General features: G+C 70.0%; 13 protein-coding genes. 2 read left to right on the forward strand and 11 right to left on the reverse strand.

Annotated features, from left to right (window positions below):
• Positions 1–7: 7 nt before the first annotated feature.
• From K8640_RS19135 to K8640_RS19165, 7 genes are all read right to left on the reverse strand, one after another.
• Positions 8–979 (reverse strand): vWA domain-containing protein, encoded by a 972-nt coding sequence (locus K8640_RS19135; protein ID WP_141328060.1) that lies wholly within the window; start codon positions 977–979, stop codon positions 8–10.
• Positions 979–1,911, reverse strand: coding sequence for a vWA domain-containing protein (locus tag K8640_RS19140; protein WP_223748330.1), 933 nt, complete (start codon positions 1,909–1,911; stop codon positions 979–981). The genes K8640_RS19135 and K8640_RS19140 overlap by 1 nt, the downstream gene beginning before the upstream one ends.
• 71 nt (positions 1,912–1,982) lie before the next feature.
• Positions 1,983–3,284, reverse strand: a complete 1,302-nt coding sequence (locus K8640_RS19145; RefSeq protein WP_223748331.1) for a hypothetical protein — start codon at positions 3,282–3,284, stop codon at positions 1,983–1,985.
• 52 nt (positions 3,285–3,336) lie between these two features.
• Positions 3,337–3,804, reverse strand: a complete 468-nt coding sequence (locus K8640_RS19150) for a nucleoside deaminase (protein WP_141328066.1) — start codon at positions 3,802–3,804, stop codon at positions 3,337–3,339.
• Between the two features lie 145 nt (positions 3,805–3,949).
• Positions 3,950–4,771: a hypothetical protein gene (locus K8640_RS19155; RefSeq protein WP_223748332.1), complete on the reverse strand. Its 822-nt coding sequence runs from the start codon at positions 4,769–4,771 to the stop codon at positions 3,950–3,952.
• 15 nt (positions 4,772–4,786) lie between these two features.
• Positions 4,787–5,608, reverse strand: a complete 822-nt coding sequence (locus K8640_RS19160) for a hypothetical protein (protein WP_223748333.1) — start codon at positions 5,606–5,608, stop codon at positions 4,787–4,789.
• Positions 5,609–5,648: 40 nt separating this feature from the next.
• Positions 5,649–7,769, reverse strand: coding sequence for a serine/threonine-protein kinase (locus tag K8640_RS19165; RefSeq protein WP_223748334.1), 2,121 nt, complete (start codon positions 7,767–7,769; stop codon positions 5,649–5,651).
• 163 nt (positions 7,770–7,932) lie between these two features.
• Here K8640_RS19165 and K8640_RS19170 point away from each other — a divergent pair, with 163 nt between their 5' ends.
• Positions 7,933–8,607, forward strand: coding sequence for a GNAT family N-acetyltransferase (locus K8640_RS19170; protein ID WP_223748335.1), 675 nt, complete (start codon positions 7,933–7,935; stop codon positions 8,605–8,607).
• Positions 8,608–8,723: 116 nt separating this feature from the next.
• Positions 8,724–10,145, forward strand: coding sequence for a hypothetical protein (locus tag K8640_RS19175; protein ID WP_223748336.1), 1,422 nt, complete (start codon positions 8,724–8,726; stop codon positions 10,143–10,145).
• 13 nt (positions 10,146–10,158) lie between these two features.
• Here the strand turns inward: K8640_RS19175 and K8640_RS19180 are convergent, their stop codons facing one another.
• The 4 genes from K8640_RS19180 to K8640_RS19195 form a co-directional block, all read right to left on the reverse strand.
• Positions 10,159–12,654, reverse strand: coding sequence for a hypothetical protein (locus K8640_RS19180; RefSeq protein WP_223748337.1), 2,496 nt, complete (start codon positions 12,652–12,654; stop codon positions 10,159–10,161).
• Positions 12,655–12,919: 265 nt separating this feature from the next.
• Positions 12,920–14,317 carry an ammonium transporter gene (locus K8640_RS19185; protein ID WP_223748338.1) on the reverse strand — a complete coding sequence of 466 codons (1,398 nt, stop codon included), beginning with the start codon at positions 14,315–14,317 and terminating at the stop codon, positions 12,920–12,922.
• A gap of 150 nt (positions 14,318–14,467) precedes the next feature.
• Positions 14,468–14,752 (reverse strand): hypothetical protein, encoded by a 285-nt coding sequence (locus K8640_RS19190; RefSeq protein ID WP_223748339.1) that lies wholly within the window; start codon positions 14,750–14,752, stop codon positions 14,468–14,470.
• A 156-nt stretch (positions 14,753–14,908) separates the two neighbouring features.
• Positions 14,909–15,964, reverse strand: coding sequence for a GIY-YIG nuclease family protein (locus K8640_RS19195; RefSeq protein WP_223748340.1), 1,056 nt, complete (start codon positions 15,962–15,964; stop codon positions 14,909–14,911).
• Positions 15,965–16,262 lie beyond the last annotated feature (298 nt).

A 16,262-nucleotide genomic window follows, 5' to 3' on the forward strand; every position in this document is an offset into this window, starting at 1 on the left:
CGAAACCCTAGTGACGATGACCACCGTGCTTGCGCCGGGGAGCCGGCTCGGGCGCGCGTACCGGCTCGGGCGCCTCGTCTTCGTGGTGCTCCTCGTCCCCGTGCTCCTCCGGAATCGGCTGCGTGAAGCGCTGCCCCGCGACCTCCAGGGTGAACGCCTTGCACTCCGCTGGCACCTCGAACTCGAGCACCGCCGGCAGCCGTCCCTCGTACGACTTCAGCGTGCGGCCCTGCTCGTCGTACACCGTGCCGCCCGCGGCCACCGTCATCGTCTCGTCCACCAGCACCGCCACCAGCTCCGCCATCTCCTCCATGCGGTCCGCGATGCGGTGACACCACAGATGGCCCACGCCCGGGTACGTCTCGTGGGAGATCTCCTCCATCTGCTCCTCGTCCACCTGGTCGCCCACTCCCACGAAGACGAAGCTCATCCTCGGCAGGCGACCCGCGGCAATTTCCTTCGCCACCTGCGTCGCATACGCCCGCACGTCGTCCCCGTCCGAGAGCTGCGAGTCCGTGATGATGACCGCCAGCCCCCGCCGCGCCCCCTTCGCCACCTGCTGCTTCATGTGCGCGACGAAGTCCCGCAGCACCGGCAGCATCACCGTCGCCTTGCCGTAGGCGCGCGGCCCCGGGAAGCGGAAGTCCTTCGCCTGCACCGCCGACAACAGCCCCACCTCCTCCAACTGGCTGCCGTCCCCCGTGGCCCAGTACGCCACGCGCACCTGCCCGTCCCGGTCCTTGCTCGCCAGGTACTCCAGCATCCACCGCATCTGCGGCTCGACCAGGTTCTTCACCGGCGCCAGCTTCGCCAGCACACCCCGAGGACCGTACTCGTCCTCCATGCTGGCCGAGCCATCCATGTAGAGGGCGACGTCCAGCCCCTCCACCGTCGGGTCATGCAGCAGCGTGGCCACCACCTTGTTCCCCATCCGATGCACGTCCGAGAACGGACGCACCACCACCTCGTGCCCGGCCATCAGTGGTGGTCCTCGTCCTCGTGGTGGTCCTCGTCCGGCAACGGCTGCGTGAAGCGCTGGCCATTCACCTCCAGCGTGAAGCTCTCCGCGCCCTCCGGCACGTCGAACTCCAGCACCGCCGGCAGCCGGCCCTCGTACGTCTTCAGCACCCGGCCCTGGTCGTCGTACACCGTGCCGCCCGCGGCCACCGTCATGTTCTCGTCCACCAGCACCGCGACCAGCTCGGCGACCTGGCCAATCTCCTCGGCGATGCGGTGGCACCACAGGTGCCCCACGCCCGGGTACTCCAGATGGGCAATCCGCTCGAGCTGCTCCTCGTCCACGCCGTCCCCCACGCCCACCAGCACGAAGTTCATCCGGGGCAGTCGCCCCGCGACGATGTCCTTCGCCACCTGCGCGGAGAAGCGCTCCACTTCCTCCGCGTCATGCAGCTTGCCGTCCGTGACGATGACCGCACAGCCGCGCCGCGCCCCGTGCTGCACCTGCTCGCGCAAATAGCGCACGTAGTCCTTCAGCGCCGGCGTCATGAAGGTGTGCCCGCCGGGCTTCTTCGCGCCCGGGAACCGGTACTGCTGGACGTCCACGCCCTTGAGCTCGCCCACCACCTCCACGTCCTTGCCCGACGCGCCCGCCGCCCAGTAGGCGACGCGCAAGAGGCCGTTGCGGTCCTTGGTGGCCAGGTACTCCAGCATCCACTGGACCTGCGGCTCCACCTGGTTGGCCGGGTCCTTCAGCGGCGCGCCTCGCAGCCACTCCAGGAAGGAGCGCTTGGGGCGCTCGTACTTGTACTCCTCCTCCATGCTGCCGGACGCGTCCATGTAGATGGCGACGTCCAGACCCTCCACCGTCGGGTCATGCAGCAACACCGCGCGGACCTTCCCCTCCTCGACGTGGAGATCCGAAAACGGCTCGACTGGCTTCTCGTGACCCATCGTTCCCCCTGCTGGATGCGCCGAACGCTATCACCTTCCAACGGGCCGGAAGGTCCAGCGCAAGCGGGGGCTCAGTCCTCGAAGTCGGTCATCCAGTCGGGCTTCTTCGTCGGCGCGGGGGACTCGCCCGGCTCACGCAAACCTTGCGCGGCGGACGGCGCCGGAGCAGCTCCAAAGTCCTCCATCCAGGCAGGCGTCCCAGCCCTCGCGGGCGGCGGCGCCACGGGCCGCGTCCTCGTCAGCCGGGGCTTCGCCGCCTGGGGCTTCTGCGCGGCATGCGCGGACAGGAAGTCCCGCATCCACTCATCCGGGCGCGCGGGCGGCGCTGGAGCCCGAGGGGGCAGGGGACGTGCCGGCACCTGCGCCACCGGCACCGGCGCGGAGACCGGGGGCAGCCGGTCCCCGGCGCCGACCTGTGAGCGCAGCACTCGCTCCGTCTTCGTGGGCCAGCCGGGAAGCACCGCCAGCGCCTGGCTCGCCAGCTCCAGGAACTCGGGCGCGCCCGCCTCGGGAGGAATCCGCACCTTCTCCGCGCGCAGCCACTCGGCCATGCGCGTGAGCACTCCCGGGTGCTGACGGCGCAGCACCGCCACGTCGCCCTTCACCTCGTAGCCGCGCAGCTCCAGCTCCGCGACGGCCATGGCCCGACTCGGCACCGGCAGCTCCAGCTTCGCCAGCGCCGCGGGCCCTCCGTTCGCCTCCGCGTCCTCCTTCAGCTGCGTGAGCACGTCATGGAGGATGCGCGCCACCATCGGCCCGTTGGAGGCGTTGCCTACCTGCAGCTCCGGCGGCACCACGGGCCACGCGAGCACCGCTCCGCCGCCCTCCTCGAGTTCCTCAGGACGGTCTCCCGGCAACAGCGCGTGATAGCCACGCGGCGCGGCGGTGCTCTCCGGCGTCTGCGCGTACTCGAAGGCGTACGGGGCCTGCCGCGTCAGCCCTGCGAGCACATCCCCGCGCGTCACGGTGAGCTGCCCCGGCACGCGCTTGGGCGACGTGTTCGGCCAGGGACCGGACAGGTGTCCATACAGGTACACCGGGTCGTTGAACCCCTCCGCGTCGGCGGGGTGTTCGACGAGCTCCACCTCGAAGAAGTACACCGTCGACGCCGCGATGCTGTGGGGCGTGCGACCGGTGGCGACCTCATGGTGCGCGAGCTGCGCGAGCGCCGAGGCGGGCAGCCGGCTCCGCTCGCTCGCGGGGATGAAGTGCACCGCCCCCAACGCGTCGAGTCCGACGACCCACTCCGACCGCGCCATGTGGTGGAAGTCCAACAGGAACGTGTCCACCACGTGGACCACCGAGGCCGCGTCCGACAGGACGGGCACCGGCGGCGTGGTGGCATGGGGAACGAAGTAGCGGGGCAGTATCACGAGGGTGGCGTGAGGCTCGCGCAAACCCCACGAGCCACGCAAGCGCCCCGGCTCAGCGCCAGAAGGCCGTGTGCACGTCGCGAGCCTCCTGCAGGGGGATGGGACCCTCCACCTGCGTGGGGCTGCTGCCGCGCTCGAACACCTCGCGGCACGACATGGCCAGCCCTCCCCGGGCCGTGCCCACCAGCTGCGCGAACTCCGCCGACGACAGCGAGAACACCACCCGCCGCACGCCGCCCCAGAAGATGGCGCCCGCGCACATCGCGCATGGCTCCGTGCTCGCGTACATCGTGCAGCCCGCGAGCACCTCCGGCGTGAAGCGCTTCGTCGCGTCCCGCATCAGGTTCGACTCCGCGTGCCCCGTGCAGTCGCGCTGCGTCACCACGGTGTTCTCACCCTCGAGCAGCACCTGGCCCTGGGCATCCACCAGCACCGCTCCGAACGGCTGGTCACCCCGGCTGCTCGCGCGACGCGCGGCCTCGATGGACTGCTGAAGGAATCGAATCTCATCCGGACGCATGGGCGGCCTCCTGTTCGGGGCCGGCAACCTAACGACGCGTCACGTGGGGCGCCACGGTTCCTCGGGGATGGCGGGATGTCCGCCGCTCGACCCGGGGTTCTGCCGGGGCCTGGGCTCCGAACGAGTCCAGGCCCCGAAGGCACGACTACTGGTCGTCGCAGGGCGTGCCCAGGCGGATGCCCTCGTACACACCCAGGTCGTTGTAGATGAGCGGCAGGTTCTCCTCGACGGGCACCTGGCGCAGCTCCAGCGACTTCTTCTTGTTCTCGATCCACACCGAGCTCTTCGCCTTGTCCAACACCAGGCGGAGGTCGCCCTTCTTGGTGGAGAAGATCTCGCCCTCGGAGTCGGCGATGACGTTGGTCATCTTCTGCGCCTTCAGGCCGCCGCGAGGACCGATGAAGACGCGGTAGTTCTTCTGCTCCGGCGTCTTGATGCCCTTGTCGACGAAGTAGTAGTTGCCCTTGGTGTCGCGCAGGAGCGCGTACGGGGCGAACTCCTGCGGGTTGGGGGCGTAGCTGGCCTTGCGCAGGATGTCCGCGCCCTGGGCCGTCTCCACCACGGTGAGTGGGATGTTCTTCTCACCACACCGCATGGTGCACTTCTTCTCCTTGCGGTCGAACTCCACCTCCGACACCACGCGCCAGTCCTGGCCGCGGAAGTTCGGGTTGGCGGACTTGTTGAAGAAGCGCGGGTCCACGAAGCTGGTGCCGGAGGTCCAGGGCATGGACGGGACCTGCACGAACTGCTTGCCGTCGCCGTAGAAGAGCTGGTCTCCGCCGCGCTCCTCCTCGGGGGTGACGACGACGTAGTGGCCCTTGCCGTCGGTGCAGACGGCGGTGGACTCCATGACCATCTTCTGGCCCAGGTTCTCCTCCTTGCCCCAGGGGGGCTGGATGCTCTCGGAGGCCAGGGACGCGCTACAGGCGAAGGACACCGCCACGGCGGCGATACGCTGGAAGTTCATCTCAAATCTCATGGACTAAAGGTTCGTCTTGAAGAACTTCGTGGCGAATTCCTGCTGATTGGACGCGTCGCGGGAGGTGGTCCAGATGAGCTTGTCGCCCTCCACCTTCGGCTCCAGGGCATCGCCGAAGCGGCAGCTGACCTGCTTGAGCTTCTCCTTGACGGTCTGCTTCGCGACGTTGGAGACGGTGCAAAGCTGCTTGAGCGACGCGAGCGGCGCCTCACAGTAGCTGCTGATGCTCAGCTCCTTGAGCTGCTCGTCGTTGATGGACGTCCAGTCGATGGCGGCGGAGAGCGACGTGCCGCACGCGGTGTTCGCGTCCTGCACGTGGGTGACGTAGTCCTTCTCCTGCTTGGCGATCTCCCCCTTGCGGTCGAACGCCATCAGCTTCGCGACGGTGCCGTCCTTCTTCTGCTTCTGGTGCAGGTCATAGACGTCCTCGGCGTCGAGCGCCTTGCTGCGCTTCTCGTCGAAGGTGACGCGAATCTCCTTGGAGCGGCCCGGGACGTAGAGCTCGTACTTGGAGTTGCGCATGTACAGCACCGTGTAGCCACGGCCGCGCCACTGGGTCTTGTAGCTGTGCTGCTCGCTGCTCATGGAGCTGCTGTCGTTCAGCTCGAACGGCAGCACCTTGCCGTCAATCTCGGAGCCGGTGCCCTGCACGCGCAGCAGGTACTTCTTGTTCGAGCGCGGGGCGAGGGGAACGACGGCGACCTCCTCGCCCTCGGGGCCGACGAACACCTTGCCGGCCTCCACGGGGGACGCCGCGAGGCTGGCGGTGGACCCCAGCACGAGCGTGGTGACGAATACCGCGACCAGGTTTCTCAAGAAATTCACCTCGGGAATCAAGGGGCCGTCTCCTGGACGGCGCCGTGTGTCAGAGCTCGATGTCGTGCTGCTTGCAGAACTTCCGGACCCGGGCCTGCTCCGCCCGGGAGACCTTCGGCCACTGGGCCTTGGCGTTGCTGAGGTCTCCCTGACGGCAGAAGGCCCGGGTGAGCAGCGAGTAGGACGCCAGTGGGATGACCTTGGGTTCCCGCCGCTGGCTGCTCCGAGCCAGACGGATGGCCTCCGCGGTGTCTCCCCCGTTTAAAGCACGCTCCGCGTCCGCCAAAAGCTGGCGAAGCTCGTCCGACAGCTTTTCGGGAGTCTCGGGTCGGGTGGAAGGACGTGTGGAGGGGGGCGGGTTCTTCGTCGCCACCCCCGTGGGGTCGTCCGGAGGCGGGTCCACCGGCGTCGGGGTGGTGCCCGTCGGCACGGGAGTCGTCCCGGTGGGCGTGTCGGTGCCCTGGGCTAGCGTGCCGGTGTTGGGCGGAGGTGTCGGGGTGGTGCCCTGCGTGCCCGTGTTCGGGGACGTCGGGGTGGTGCCCTGCGCGCCGGTGTTCGCCGTCGGCGTGACGGCCTGCGTGCCCGTGGCGACGGGCGGCGTGGGCTGAGGGCCGTCCTTGGGGCGGGTCACCCACCAGCCGCCCGCGATGACGACGACGAGCGCCGCCACGGCGATGGCGGCCAGGGGCGCGCGACTCTTCGCGGGCTGGCTCGCGGTGCTCGGGGCCACGGCGGAGGGCACCGGCGCGGGGGCGACCAGGCTCTGACCCGCGACGGGCGGAGGGAGCGACGGGGCCTGCTGGGAGATGAGCGTGGGGTCCAGGCCCGGCGGGTCCATCAGCGGGACCTTGGGCGTGGCGGCCTGCGCCTGGGCGACGCCCATCTGTCCGGTGCCACCCGCCGCGAAGCCTCCAGAGGGAGCCTGCGCCTGGGCGACGCCCATCTGTCCGGTGCCGCCCGCCGCGAAGCCACCGGCGGGAGCCTGCGCCTGGGCGACGCCCATCTGCCCGGTGCCGCCGCTGGCGAAGCCGGCCTGCGCCTGGGCGACGCCCATCTGGCCGGTGCCTCCGGACGCGAAGCCGCGCACGGGCTGCACCACGCCCTGGTTGCCCGAGGAGCCCGGGGCCAGGGTGTCGTCGAAGGCGAGGCGGCCCGTATCGGGGCCCTTCTGGAGGCTGCCCGGCGGCAGGGTGTTGGACAGCGACGGCGGCCCCTCCGAGGGCAGCGCGACGCCGGAGGGCGTGCCGGAGGGACGGGGCAGCGCGGCGTGGGAGCCGGTGGCGGAGGAGAGCGTGTGCAGCGGGCTGCCGGTGAGCGCCTCCACGAAGGACGCGACGTCCTGGAAGCGGTCCTGGGCGCGCTTGGCCAGGGCTTTGTCCACCGCCGCGATGGCGTGGGGCGGGGCCTCCGGACACAGCGGAGCGAGCGGCGGGGGCGGCTCGTAGACGACGCGGAAGATCATCTGCGCGATGCCCCCCGCGCCGAAGGCGGGGGTGCCCGTCATCATCTCGTAGACGATGGCGCCCAGCGCGAAGATGTCCGTGCGCGCGTCGATCTCACTGTTGCGCCCCTGGGCCTGTTCCGGCGACATGTACTGCGGCGTGCCGATGAGCATCGCCTCCTGGGTCTGCACCGTGCCGGAGTCGAGGACCTTGGAGATGCCGAAGTCGAGCAGCTTGAGCCGCTCGCCCACCACGCCGCCCGAGTCGGTGGGGACCAGGAAGACGTTGGCGGGCTTCAGGTCGCGGTGGACGATGCCCGCGCCGTGCGCGGCCTGGAGCGCCGAGCCCATCTGCCGCGTGAACGAGTAGACGTCCGACAACGGCAGCCGCCCCCGCTCCAGTCGGGCCTGGAGGCTCTCGCCGCGCAGGAACTCGAGCACCAGGAACGGGGTGTCGTCCTCCAGCGTGTCGTAGTCGAGCACCTCGACGATGTTGGGGTGACCCAGCCGGGAGGCGATTTCGGCCTCGCGGCGGAAGCGCGCGAAGATCTCCGGGGTCAGGTGGTCTCCGCCGCGCAGCACCTTCACCGCGACCTGCTTGCCGGGCAGTCGCAGGTGTTGGGCCAGGTACACCGAGCCCATTCCGCCGCGTCCGAGGATGGAGACGACCTTGTAGGTGTTGCGCAGGACCGTATCGATGGACAGGTCACCGTCGGACGGTCGGTTCATGGGGTTGTGGCTCGCACGGGATTCAATGGGGAGTTTCCACCCCATTCCATCCTCCCACCCCACCGCGAGGCAACCCTCCCGGGGCGTGATTCCGGACGGAGGGCCTCTCGGCCCATGAGAAGCACTGGTGGCTTTCCGCCAGCCTGCTAAGGAAGCAGCCTGTATGACGAAAGTCGCGCCCCAGCAGTCGCTCGAGGTCCGGGTCCGCCGCATCCACCGCCGTGACCTCAACCGGACCTGGGAGTTCCTCAAGCTCGTCTTCCGCGACGTCAATCGCGAGACGGTGGAGTACCAGCGTCCCCGCTCCAAGCGCCGCTTCATGGAGGTCTACACCTCCGAGTGGATCGAACAGCTCCTCTATGAGGTGGACGGCGAGATTGTCGGCTACTCCGAGTGCGCCTTCGAGGCCACCGGCGACGACAACTGGGTGAACCCGCGCTGGTTCGAGAAGCGCGGCATGCGGCCGCTCTTCGTGGAGGAGCTCGCGGTGCACCCGGACTACCAGGGCCGCGGCGTGGGCAGCTTCATGTTGGATCAACTCCAGCACCTGGCGCGCACGCGGGGCTGCACGCACCTGGTGCTGGAGGTGGCGGAGAACAACGAGTCCGCGCTGGCGTGGTACCGGGCGAGGACGTTCTACAAGCTGGATGCCGCCATCTTCCTCGCGCAGAAGGTGCCGGGAGAGCCGGACCTCTTGCCTCCTCGCCGACTCAAGCGCCGCGTGAAGGCGGCGGAGGGCGAGGAGCCGACCTCTCCCACGACCGGCCCCGCGCCCGCGGCCACGTCGGCGCGTGGGGGTGGTGCGCGCAAGGGCCGCGCCGCCGCGAAGAAGGGCTGAGCCCCGCTGGATGACAGGTGCGTGGGACCCGGGGGCCATGGGCCCGGGCCCACGTGGACCGCATGCTCGCGGGCCGTGTCTCCCCTTCGCGGGAGCGGACCTCGGGGCTTGCTCGGATGAAGACGCGATGGCGTGGGGGATGGCTGCTCATCGCCTTCCTCCTCGCGAGCCCTGTGTGGGCGCAGGACGCGCACTACTGGACGCGGCAGTTCGGCAACCGCGCGTGGCTGCTCGGCGGCGCGCTGCTGGGTGACCCCGCGGACATCAGCGCCGTCTACTACAACCCCGGCGCGCTGGTGCTCGTCAGCAACCTGGAGCTGGAGCTGACGGGGAACGTCTTCGAGTACTCGCGCCTGGCGCTGGTCAACGGCCTGGGGCCCGGCCGTGATTTGACGACGTCGCGCTTCGACGCGCTGCCCGCCTTCATCGCGGGCCCCCTGCGCTTCAAGTGGCTGGGCCGCGCGCGCATGGGCTACGCGCTGCTGACGCGCCAGGGCTTCGAGACGCTGCTCACGCGTCGTGACGACTTCTCCGGGAGCAACCTGCTGGGCGTCCAGGGGCTGGAGCAGCTGTCCTCCGACGTGCGGCTGGAGCACGGCGTGAAGGAGCTGTGGGCCGGCGTGAGCTGGGCCTATCCGTTGAGCAAGACGCTGGGCGTGGGAATCACCCCGTTCCTCGCCGGGCGTCAGCAGCATGGGGACTTCCTGGCCATCTCCCAGGGCAGCGGCGCGGACGGTGGCTCCGTGCTCGCCGCGGTGAACCGCGACTATCGCGTCCAGCACCTGCGCCTGCTCGCCAAGGTGGGCGTGTGCTACCAGCGTGAGCGCTGGGCCCTGGGCCTGACGGTGACGACGCCAGGGCTGGGCCTGTTGGGCAAGGGCGAGGTGGGGCTGGAGCGCGCGCTGAGCCAGCAGGGGCTCCCCATCCAGGGACCCGCGCGCATCTCCGACTTCCAGTCGAGTGTCCGCGCGCGCTTCCAGAGCCCGCTGTCGGTGGGCCTGGGCGGCAACGTCCTGCTCGGCGGCACCACGCTGCACGCGGCGGTGGAGGTGTTCGCGCGCGTGCCGGTGTTCCGCCTGCTCGACAGCGACCCCATCCCCGTGGAGGGCCCGGAGCGTGTGCTCGACAGCGACATCTTCTACGGCTCCGAGCCGGTGGTGAACACGGCGCTGGGCGTCGAGCACCGCGTGGGGGACCGGCTGCGCATCTTCCTGAGCGTCCACACCGACTTCAGCGCCGCCATCAAGCTGCCCAACACCAGCACGTTGCTTGCGACCAGTGACCTGTACCACGTGGCCACCGGCCTGCATTTCCCCGTGCGCACCACGCGCGTCACCGTGGGCACCGACCTGGGGTGGGGCCGTCAGTCCACGCAGCGCTTCTCGGATTTGCTGGCGCTGACGGGGCTGCCCCCTCCGAGCGAGACGCAGCGACTGCACGTCTTCCACGCCACCCTCATCGTCGGAATCACGCTGGGCCTCGGGCGGAACACCGAGGACACCTCGGCGCGCTCCGATTCGGAGGCCGATCTTCCCTAGTCGCGCGCGGCGCTCAGAAGCTCAGCGTGCCGAGCAGCTCGAAGGTGTTGCGCAGCACGTGCACGGGCTCGTTCAGGGGGCCTGCGAGCGCGACGGGGGGCGCGAGGTCCCGGATGCCCAGCTCGTGGCGCGACAGCACGTAGCCCGCGCGGATGCCACCGTCCAGGCCTCGCAGCCCGGGGAAGAAGCCTCGCACCAGGATGATGTCCAGGCCCGCGCCCAGGTGGAACGTGTTGGGCCACAGGTTGCGGAAGAAGCCGGGCAGGCGGACCCAATAGGAGTTGGGGTTGGCCATCCGCTCGCCGTTGATGGCGCCGTCCTCGAGCCGGTACCACGTCAACCCGTAGCCCAGCTTGACGTACGGCTGGAAGCCGCCGGGCAGGATGTTGTAGCGGATGCTGCCCGCGTACTCCCACATGTTCAGCTTGGAGCGCAGCTGGAAGAGGGTCTGCCGGTCCGCCAGCGGGACGTCGAGTCCCACCGTGCTGCGCGAGTGCAGCAGCGTGTTCTCCGACGTGAAGCGGTCGCCCAGATAGAAGCTCACCTTCAGCGTGGCGGACACGGCCGTGTCCACCACCGGCTGGATGAAGTCGGACGAGGCGTTCTCGATGCTCGGGTCCAGGGCGAGCAGCTGCGGGGCCCACTCGGCGAGCTGGCGGTCATTGAGGAGCAGGCCCGCGAAGTCCTTGTCGAGCAGGCCCACGCTGACGCCGGCCTCCACGCTCGCGCGCCGCCGGGGCAGCTTCGCCTGGGGCGTGTAGACGGGCTCGTGCTTCTCCACCACCGCGCGCACGGGCAACCCCAGCACGCGGTAGACGAAGTCGAACGGCGGCAGGCTGATGAGCACGGCCACCGGCCCGTTGAGGAAGCCCAGGTTGTTGGAGAAGTTGTCCTGCACGTCGAGCGGGAAGAACCAGGGCAGCTCTCCGGGCGCGTAGCCGATGAAGCCCGCGTTGGGCGCGGGCCGGTTCCAGCCCTCGCTGAATGCCGGGCCGGTGATGGACAGGTTTCCCATGTCCGAGTGCGAGATGATGCCCGCCAGCGGCGACTTCGCGGACGGATAGCCCCAGCGCAGCGGGAGGATGAGCCAGGACCACTCGCGGCGCACGGACGGGTCCTCGATGGCCAGGTCGTAGACGCGCTCCCAGTCGGGCACCAGGTCGATGCGCTCGGCCATGTCGTAGCGCACCACGCCCTCGGGGAGCGGCCGCTTCGGGTCGGCCAGGTACTCCTGGTGGTCGAAGCGCTTGGGCACCGCCTCCGTGGAGCCCGCGGGCCCCACGCCCTTGAACACGCCGGGCAAGGGATAGGTGGCGTGAGACTCGCGCGCATGCGGGCCGGGCGAGGCGAGCAGCTGCTCCAGGCCCTTCGAGTCCGCGCCGATGTAGCCGATGGGGTGCGTGTTGATGCGCGTCTCCGCCTCGTCCGCCCAGACGTAGCTGCGCACCCGCGCCAGCAGCTTCTTCTCGCCGGGCCGGTCCTCGCCGCGCAGCTCCATCAGCTCCTCCCAGCGCTTGCGGGGCAGGTACGCGTTGGGCCGGGCGAAGTCGAAGACCATCGCGTTGTGGTGGAAGAAGTACTCGGTGCGCTTGAGCACCAGCGGGTCCGCGCCGTCGGCCGGCCAGCCTCCCGAGAGGATGCGTCGCAGCTCCTCCTCGGTGAGCACGCGCTCCACGGCGGACAGCGGCGTGATGACGGCGCTCACGTGCTCCCAGTCGCCCTCGTGGTTGTTGCCGCCCGCGTTGAACGGGTAGAAGAACCAGTACTGGATGAACAGCTCGTAGCCGAGCAGGCCGCGCTCCGCGTCGCGGACCTCCGCGAGGAACGGGTGGGCGTAGACCTTCTCCGTGCCCAGGTAGCGCCGCGCAATCTGCCCGGGCTGCGGGCTCGCGTAGGCCTCGTGCCACGTGTCCGGGTCATACCCGGGGAAGTCCAGGTACATGACGGTGAAGGGCGCCTGCTCGGCGGCCACCGCGTCCTGGCGCAGGCGGGGGATGGTGGGGTGGTCCGGGTGGAACTCCTTCAGGAGCGCGATGAGGCGGCAGTCGTCGCGCGCGTCGCGGCCGGACGACTCGGTCCTCAACAGGCTCTCCGGCGCGCCGTCCTCGGGACACGGGTGGCCGAGCGTGGAGAAGTTGATGGAGTCGCTGCGCATCAGCACCGAGCCGGGCTTGGCGAGGTCCCACGTGTCCAGGCTCAGCAGGAGGCCCCCCGGCAGGTCCCGGAACACCTTGTGGTCCATGGGGAAGGTGTACGTGTTCTTCACCAGGATGGGCGCGAAGCGCACCGCCAGAGCCTGCAGCACCCGGAAGCGCTCGTCGTCGATGCCGTCGCGCGGCGCCTCGTCGCGGTAGCCCGGGTCCGCCGGGTCGCCGTAGAGCGCGAGCGCCTGGCTCGCGCTCGTCTGGCGGACGATGCGCGGGTAGGAGAGCGGGACGAAGCGGAAGTACTCCTCGCGCGTCGGCGGGCCGGAGGCGCTCGCGCCCGAGGGACCCGTGACGAGTCCCACGAGCAGTAGCACTCGAGCGGCGTGGACCGCGATACCTCGGCGCATGGTGTCCCCCCGGGACTGGCGGCTCCCGACTCACGAGGGGCGCGCGCGAACGGCGGGGAGACTAGGAGCCGCGCTCGGGCCACATCGCGAGGCGGGCGTGGGGAGCGTCGGACAGCGTACGGATGCGTGGTCGGCGGTGGACACCCGCGTGCCGGCGCAGCCGGTGGTCAACAATCCCGTCGGGCACCGGGCGCGAAGACCCGGTGCCCCGGTGGGGCCGTCAGGCGGGCAGCGGCTGTGTCGTGTCCCGGGGCGCCGTCGCCGCGGGCTCCACGACAGCCGGCGTGCTCGCGGACGTGGCCTGCGGCGCGGCGAAGCCGGTGGACTCGCCCATCGTCTCGCCGTGCTGGCTCAGGTCCAGGCCCAGCTCCTCGTGCTCACGGGGGACCCGCAGCGGGACGATGCGGTCCACCAGCTTGTAGAGCACGTACGAGCCGACGAAGGAGAAGACGGACACCAGCACCAGCGCGGCCAGGTGCTTGAGGAACGTCGTCGTCTCGCCGTGCACCAGCCCCACGTCCTTGGCCAGCACGCCCGTGAGCACCATGCCCACCACGCCGCCCAGCCCGTGGCAGGGGAAGACGTCCAGCGTGTCATCGAGCGAGGTGCGGTTCTTGAAGTGCACCGCCCAGTTGCTCACGAAACTGGAGACAAGGCCCACCATGATGCTCTGGCCCACGGTGATGAAGCCCGCCGCGGGCGTCACCGCCACCAGGCCCACCACCGCGCCCACGCACGCGCCCAGGGCGCTGGGCTTCCGGCCGCGCAGCCAGTCGAACGCAATCCACCCGAGCATCGCCGCCGCGGACGCCGTGTTGGTGGTGGCGAAGGCCAGCGTGGCGAGCGACGAGGCCGACAGCGCCGAGCCCGCGTTGAAGCCGAACCAGCCGAACCACAGCATGCCCGTGCCCAGCATCACGAAGGGCAGGTTGGCCGGCGTGTGCGCGGCGTTCTCCAGGTGCGTGTGCCGGCGGCCCAGCACCAGCGCGCCCGCCAGCGCCGCGAAGCCCGCGGACATGTGCACCACCGTGCCGCCCGCGAAGTCCAGCACCCCCCACGTGCGCAGGAAGCCCTCCGGGTGCCACGTCCAGTGCGCCAGCGGCGCGTAGATGAAGAGCGTGAAGAGCACCATGAAGAGCACGTACGCCTTGAAGCGCACCCGCTCCGCGAAGGCGCCGGTGATGAGCGCCGGGGTGATGATGGCGAACTTGAGCTGGAACAGCGCGAACAGCAGCAGGGGGATGGTGGGCGCCAGGTCAGGATGCGTCTCGCCCCCCACGCCGCTGAACATGAAGAAGGTGCGCGGGTCGCCGATGAGGCCGTGGAAGCTGTCACCGAAGCAGAGGCTGAAGCCCACCACCACCCAGAGCAGGCTGATGACCGCCATCGCGATGTAGCTCTGCAGGAGCGTGGACACGACGTTCTTCAGCCGCACCATGCCGCCGTAGAAGAACGACAACCCCGGCGTCATCAGCAGCACCAGCGCCGTGGCGGTGAGGATCCACGCCGTGTCCGCCGGGTTGATGGGCCCCCCTTGCCGGGTCTGCGCCGCCGGCGTCACCAGCATGCCCGCCACGCCCACACCCACCAGCAGGGCCACTGCCAACCACTTCTTCATCGCGCCTCCCCAGCAAGGACTGACGCGATGCAGTATGGGTAGGGTGGTCGCTGATTTCAATTCCCCAGAGATTAATTGTGGGTTCTGGAGGATAAATATGCGGATGTTTAAGCTAAAACTATGGAACTTGGGCCTCCGAGACAGGCCTGGCTACTTCACGACGATGCCGCCGTCCTTGATTTCCAGGTCCTCGCCGCCCTTGAGGACGACCTTGCCCTTGTCCGTCTGGACGGTGCAGGGGCCGGAGCCCGGGATGGTGAGGGAGGCCGTCTGGTTCTTGCCGAAGGACACGTGGGTCTTCACGCCGCTGCACACCGCGCTCCACGTGTAGTCGCGCGAGTCGCGGTTGGAGTAGCGCACGGTGATGGCCGCCGAGGCGGTGGACGACACCAGCAAGCCGGCCACGAGGGTGGCAATCGAGAGTCGGGCCTTCATGAGTCCCCCAAGGGGTGTGGAGTGGCGCAGTCATAGCCGCTGGGACTGACGCGCGCTCGTGACGTGTGAACGCCACACCCGGGATGGCGGTGCTCACCCTCCCGCGGGTGGAGTCCTACGGGGACATACGAACCGACGTGGCGCGATGGGCGGTGCTCAGGCCCCAGGCGCGGCGCCGTGCTCCAACTCCTCGGGGTGCAGGTGGAACCAGCGCGCGATGAGCATCACCTCCTGCGCCTCGTGGGCCTTGAGGCCGAGCGTCTCGGGCTCGGGGCGCTCGAAGACCTCCCGCGCGCGCGCGGCGAGCGCTTCGTGTTCCTGGGGTGTGCGGGGCGCGGGGCGCTCATCGCGCACGCTGCCTCGTCGCAGGATGTAGACGCGGTCCTCTCCGGCGTAGCCGGGCACGGTGTACACGAAGGACAGGCGCTTCATCGTCCGTCCCAGGGAGACCATCCACCCGCGCAGCGCCTCGAGCCGTTCCGCGCGGTCCCTCAGCTCCGCGGCGTACTCGAACTGGAGGCGGCGCGCGGCCAGCGCCATGCGCTCGCGCAGCAGCACGAGCGGCGCGTCGGACGTCCCCTCCAGGAAGGCCCGGGCCTGGGTGACGCGCGCGTGGTACTCCGCATGCGTGCAGCCCGCGGCGCAGGGAGACAGGCACCGCGAGAGCTGACCGCGCATGCACAAGGGCTCCAGCTTCACCGGGAAGAGCTGCCCCTGGTCCGCCAGCCGCATCGGCGTGTCCGCGGCGCAGTCGCGCAGCTCGAGCAGGTCGTTCACCGCGCGGACCACCTCGGATACCGCGCCCGGGCCGTGGAAGGGGCCGTAGTAGTCGCCGCTGGCGCCGTTGACGCGCCCCACCACGTGCAGGCGCGGGACGGCCTCCTTCGTGAGGTGCAGGAAGCAGTGTCCCCGGTCCCGCTTGTGCTCCACGTTGTAGAGGGGGCGGTGCTGCTTGATGAGGCGCAGCTCGCGCAAGAGCGCGGCGAACTCGCTGGGCGTGTGCTCCCACTCGACGTGGTGCGCGTGGCCGATGATGTCCGCGGCCTTCTCGCCCGGCTCCGCGCGGAAGTAGGAGAGCAGCCGCGAGCGCACGCGCACGGACTTGCCCACGTAGAGCACCTCGCTCGACGGCCCCAGCATCCGGTACACGCCGGGCCGGTTCTCCGCGTGCGCGCGGACGTGGTCGAGGAGCGTGGCGATGCGGGAAGACATGGTGCGGAGGCGCACGGCGCCACGGGCGCCGGACGGGACACCGTACACCTCGCTGGAGGCGGTGGGGGAATGGCCGCGCCGGCCGCGTCATGCCTGGGTGTGGGGCGAGCCGCCCGGCACCACCCTGGCGAGTGGGCGAGCGGCGCCGTGCAACCAGGCTCCGTTTCGGAACGTGTGTCCCTGGGTTTGTGAAGTTTTGTCAGGCGACTTGTCTCGATGGGTTAACGACGTTAAGTGAGTGGCCGATGTAAACCCGCGCCCACGAGAGGGCCGGGCCTTGGCCCGCCCGAGCCGGTGC

Source organism: Myxococcus sp. XM-1-1-1, assembly GCF_020037095.1.
GTDB lineage: Bacteria > Myxococcota > Myxococcia > Myxococcales > Myxococcaceae > Myxococcus > Myxococcus fulvus.

Excerpts from the sequence above, each read along its gene's own strand:
- K8640_RS19135 (WP_141328060.1), bottom strand. The coding sequence starts at position 979 with ATGGCCGGGCACGAGGTGGTGGTGCGTCCGTTCTCGGACGTGCATCGG.
- K8640_RS19190 (WP_223748339.1), bottom strand. The coding sequence starts at position 14,752 with ATGAAGGCCCGACTCTCGATTGCCACCCTCGTGGCCGGCTTGCTGGTG.
- K8640_RS19175 (WP_223748336.1), top strand. The coding sequence starts at position 8,724 with ATGAAGACGCGATGGCGTGGGGGATGGCTGCTCATCGCCTTCCTCCTC.
- K8640_RS19150 (WP_141328066.1), bottom strand. The coding sequence starts at position 3,804 with ATGCGTCCGGATGAGATTCGATTCCTTCAGCAGTCCATCGAGGCCGCG.
- K8640_RS19140 (WP_223748330.1), bottom strand. The coding sequence starts at position 1,911 with ATGGGTCACGAGAAGCCAGTCGAGCCGTTTTCGGATCTCCACGTCGAG.
- K8640_RS19185 (WP_223748338.1), bottom strand. The coding sequence starts at position 14,317 with ATGAAGAAGTGGTTGGCAGTGGCCCTGCTGGTGGGTGTGGGCGTGGCG.
- K8640_RS19170 (WP_223748335.1), top strand. The coding sequence starts at position 7,933 with ATGACGAAAGTCGCGCCCCAGCAGTCGCTCGAGGTCCGGGTCCGCCGC.
- K8640_RS19155 (WP_223748332.1), bottom strand. The coding sequence starts at position 4,771 with ATGAACTTCCAGCGTATCGCCGCCGTGGCGGTGTCCTTCGCCTGTAGC.
- K8640_RS19195 (WP_223748340.1), bottom strand. The coding sequence starts at position 15,964 with ATGTCTTCCCGCATCGCCACGCTCCTCGACCACGTCCGCGCGCACGCG.
- K8640_RS19165 (WP_223748334.1), bottom strand. The coding sequence starts at position 7,769 with ATGAACCGACCGTCCGACGGTGACCTGTCCATCGATACGGTCCTGCGC.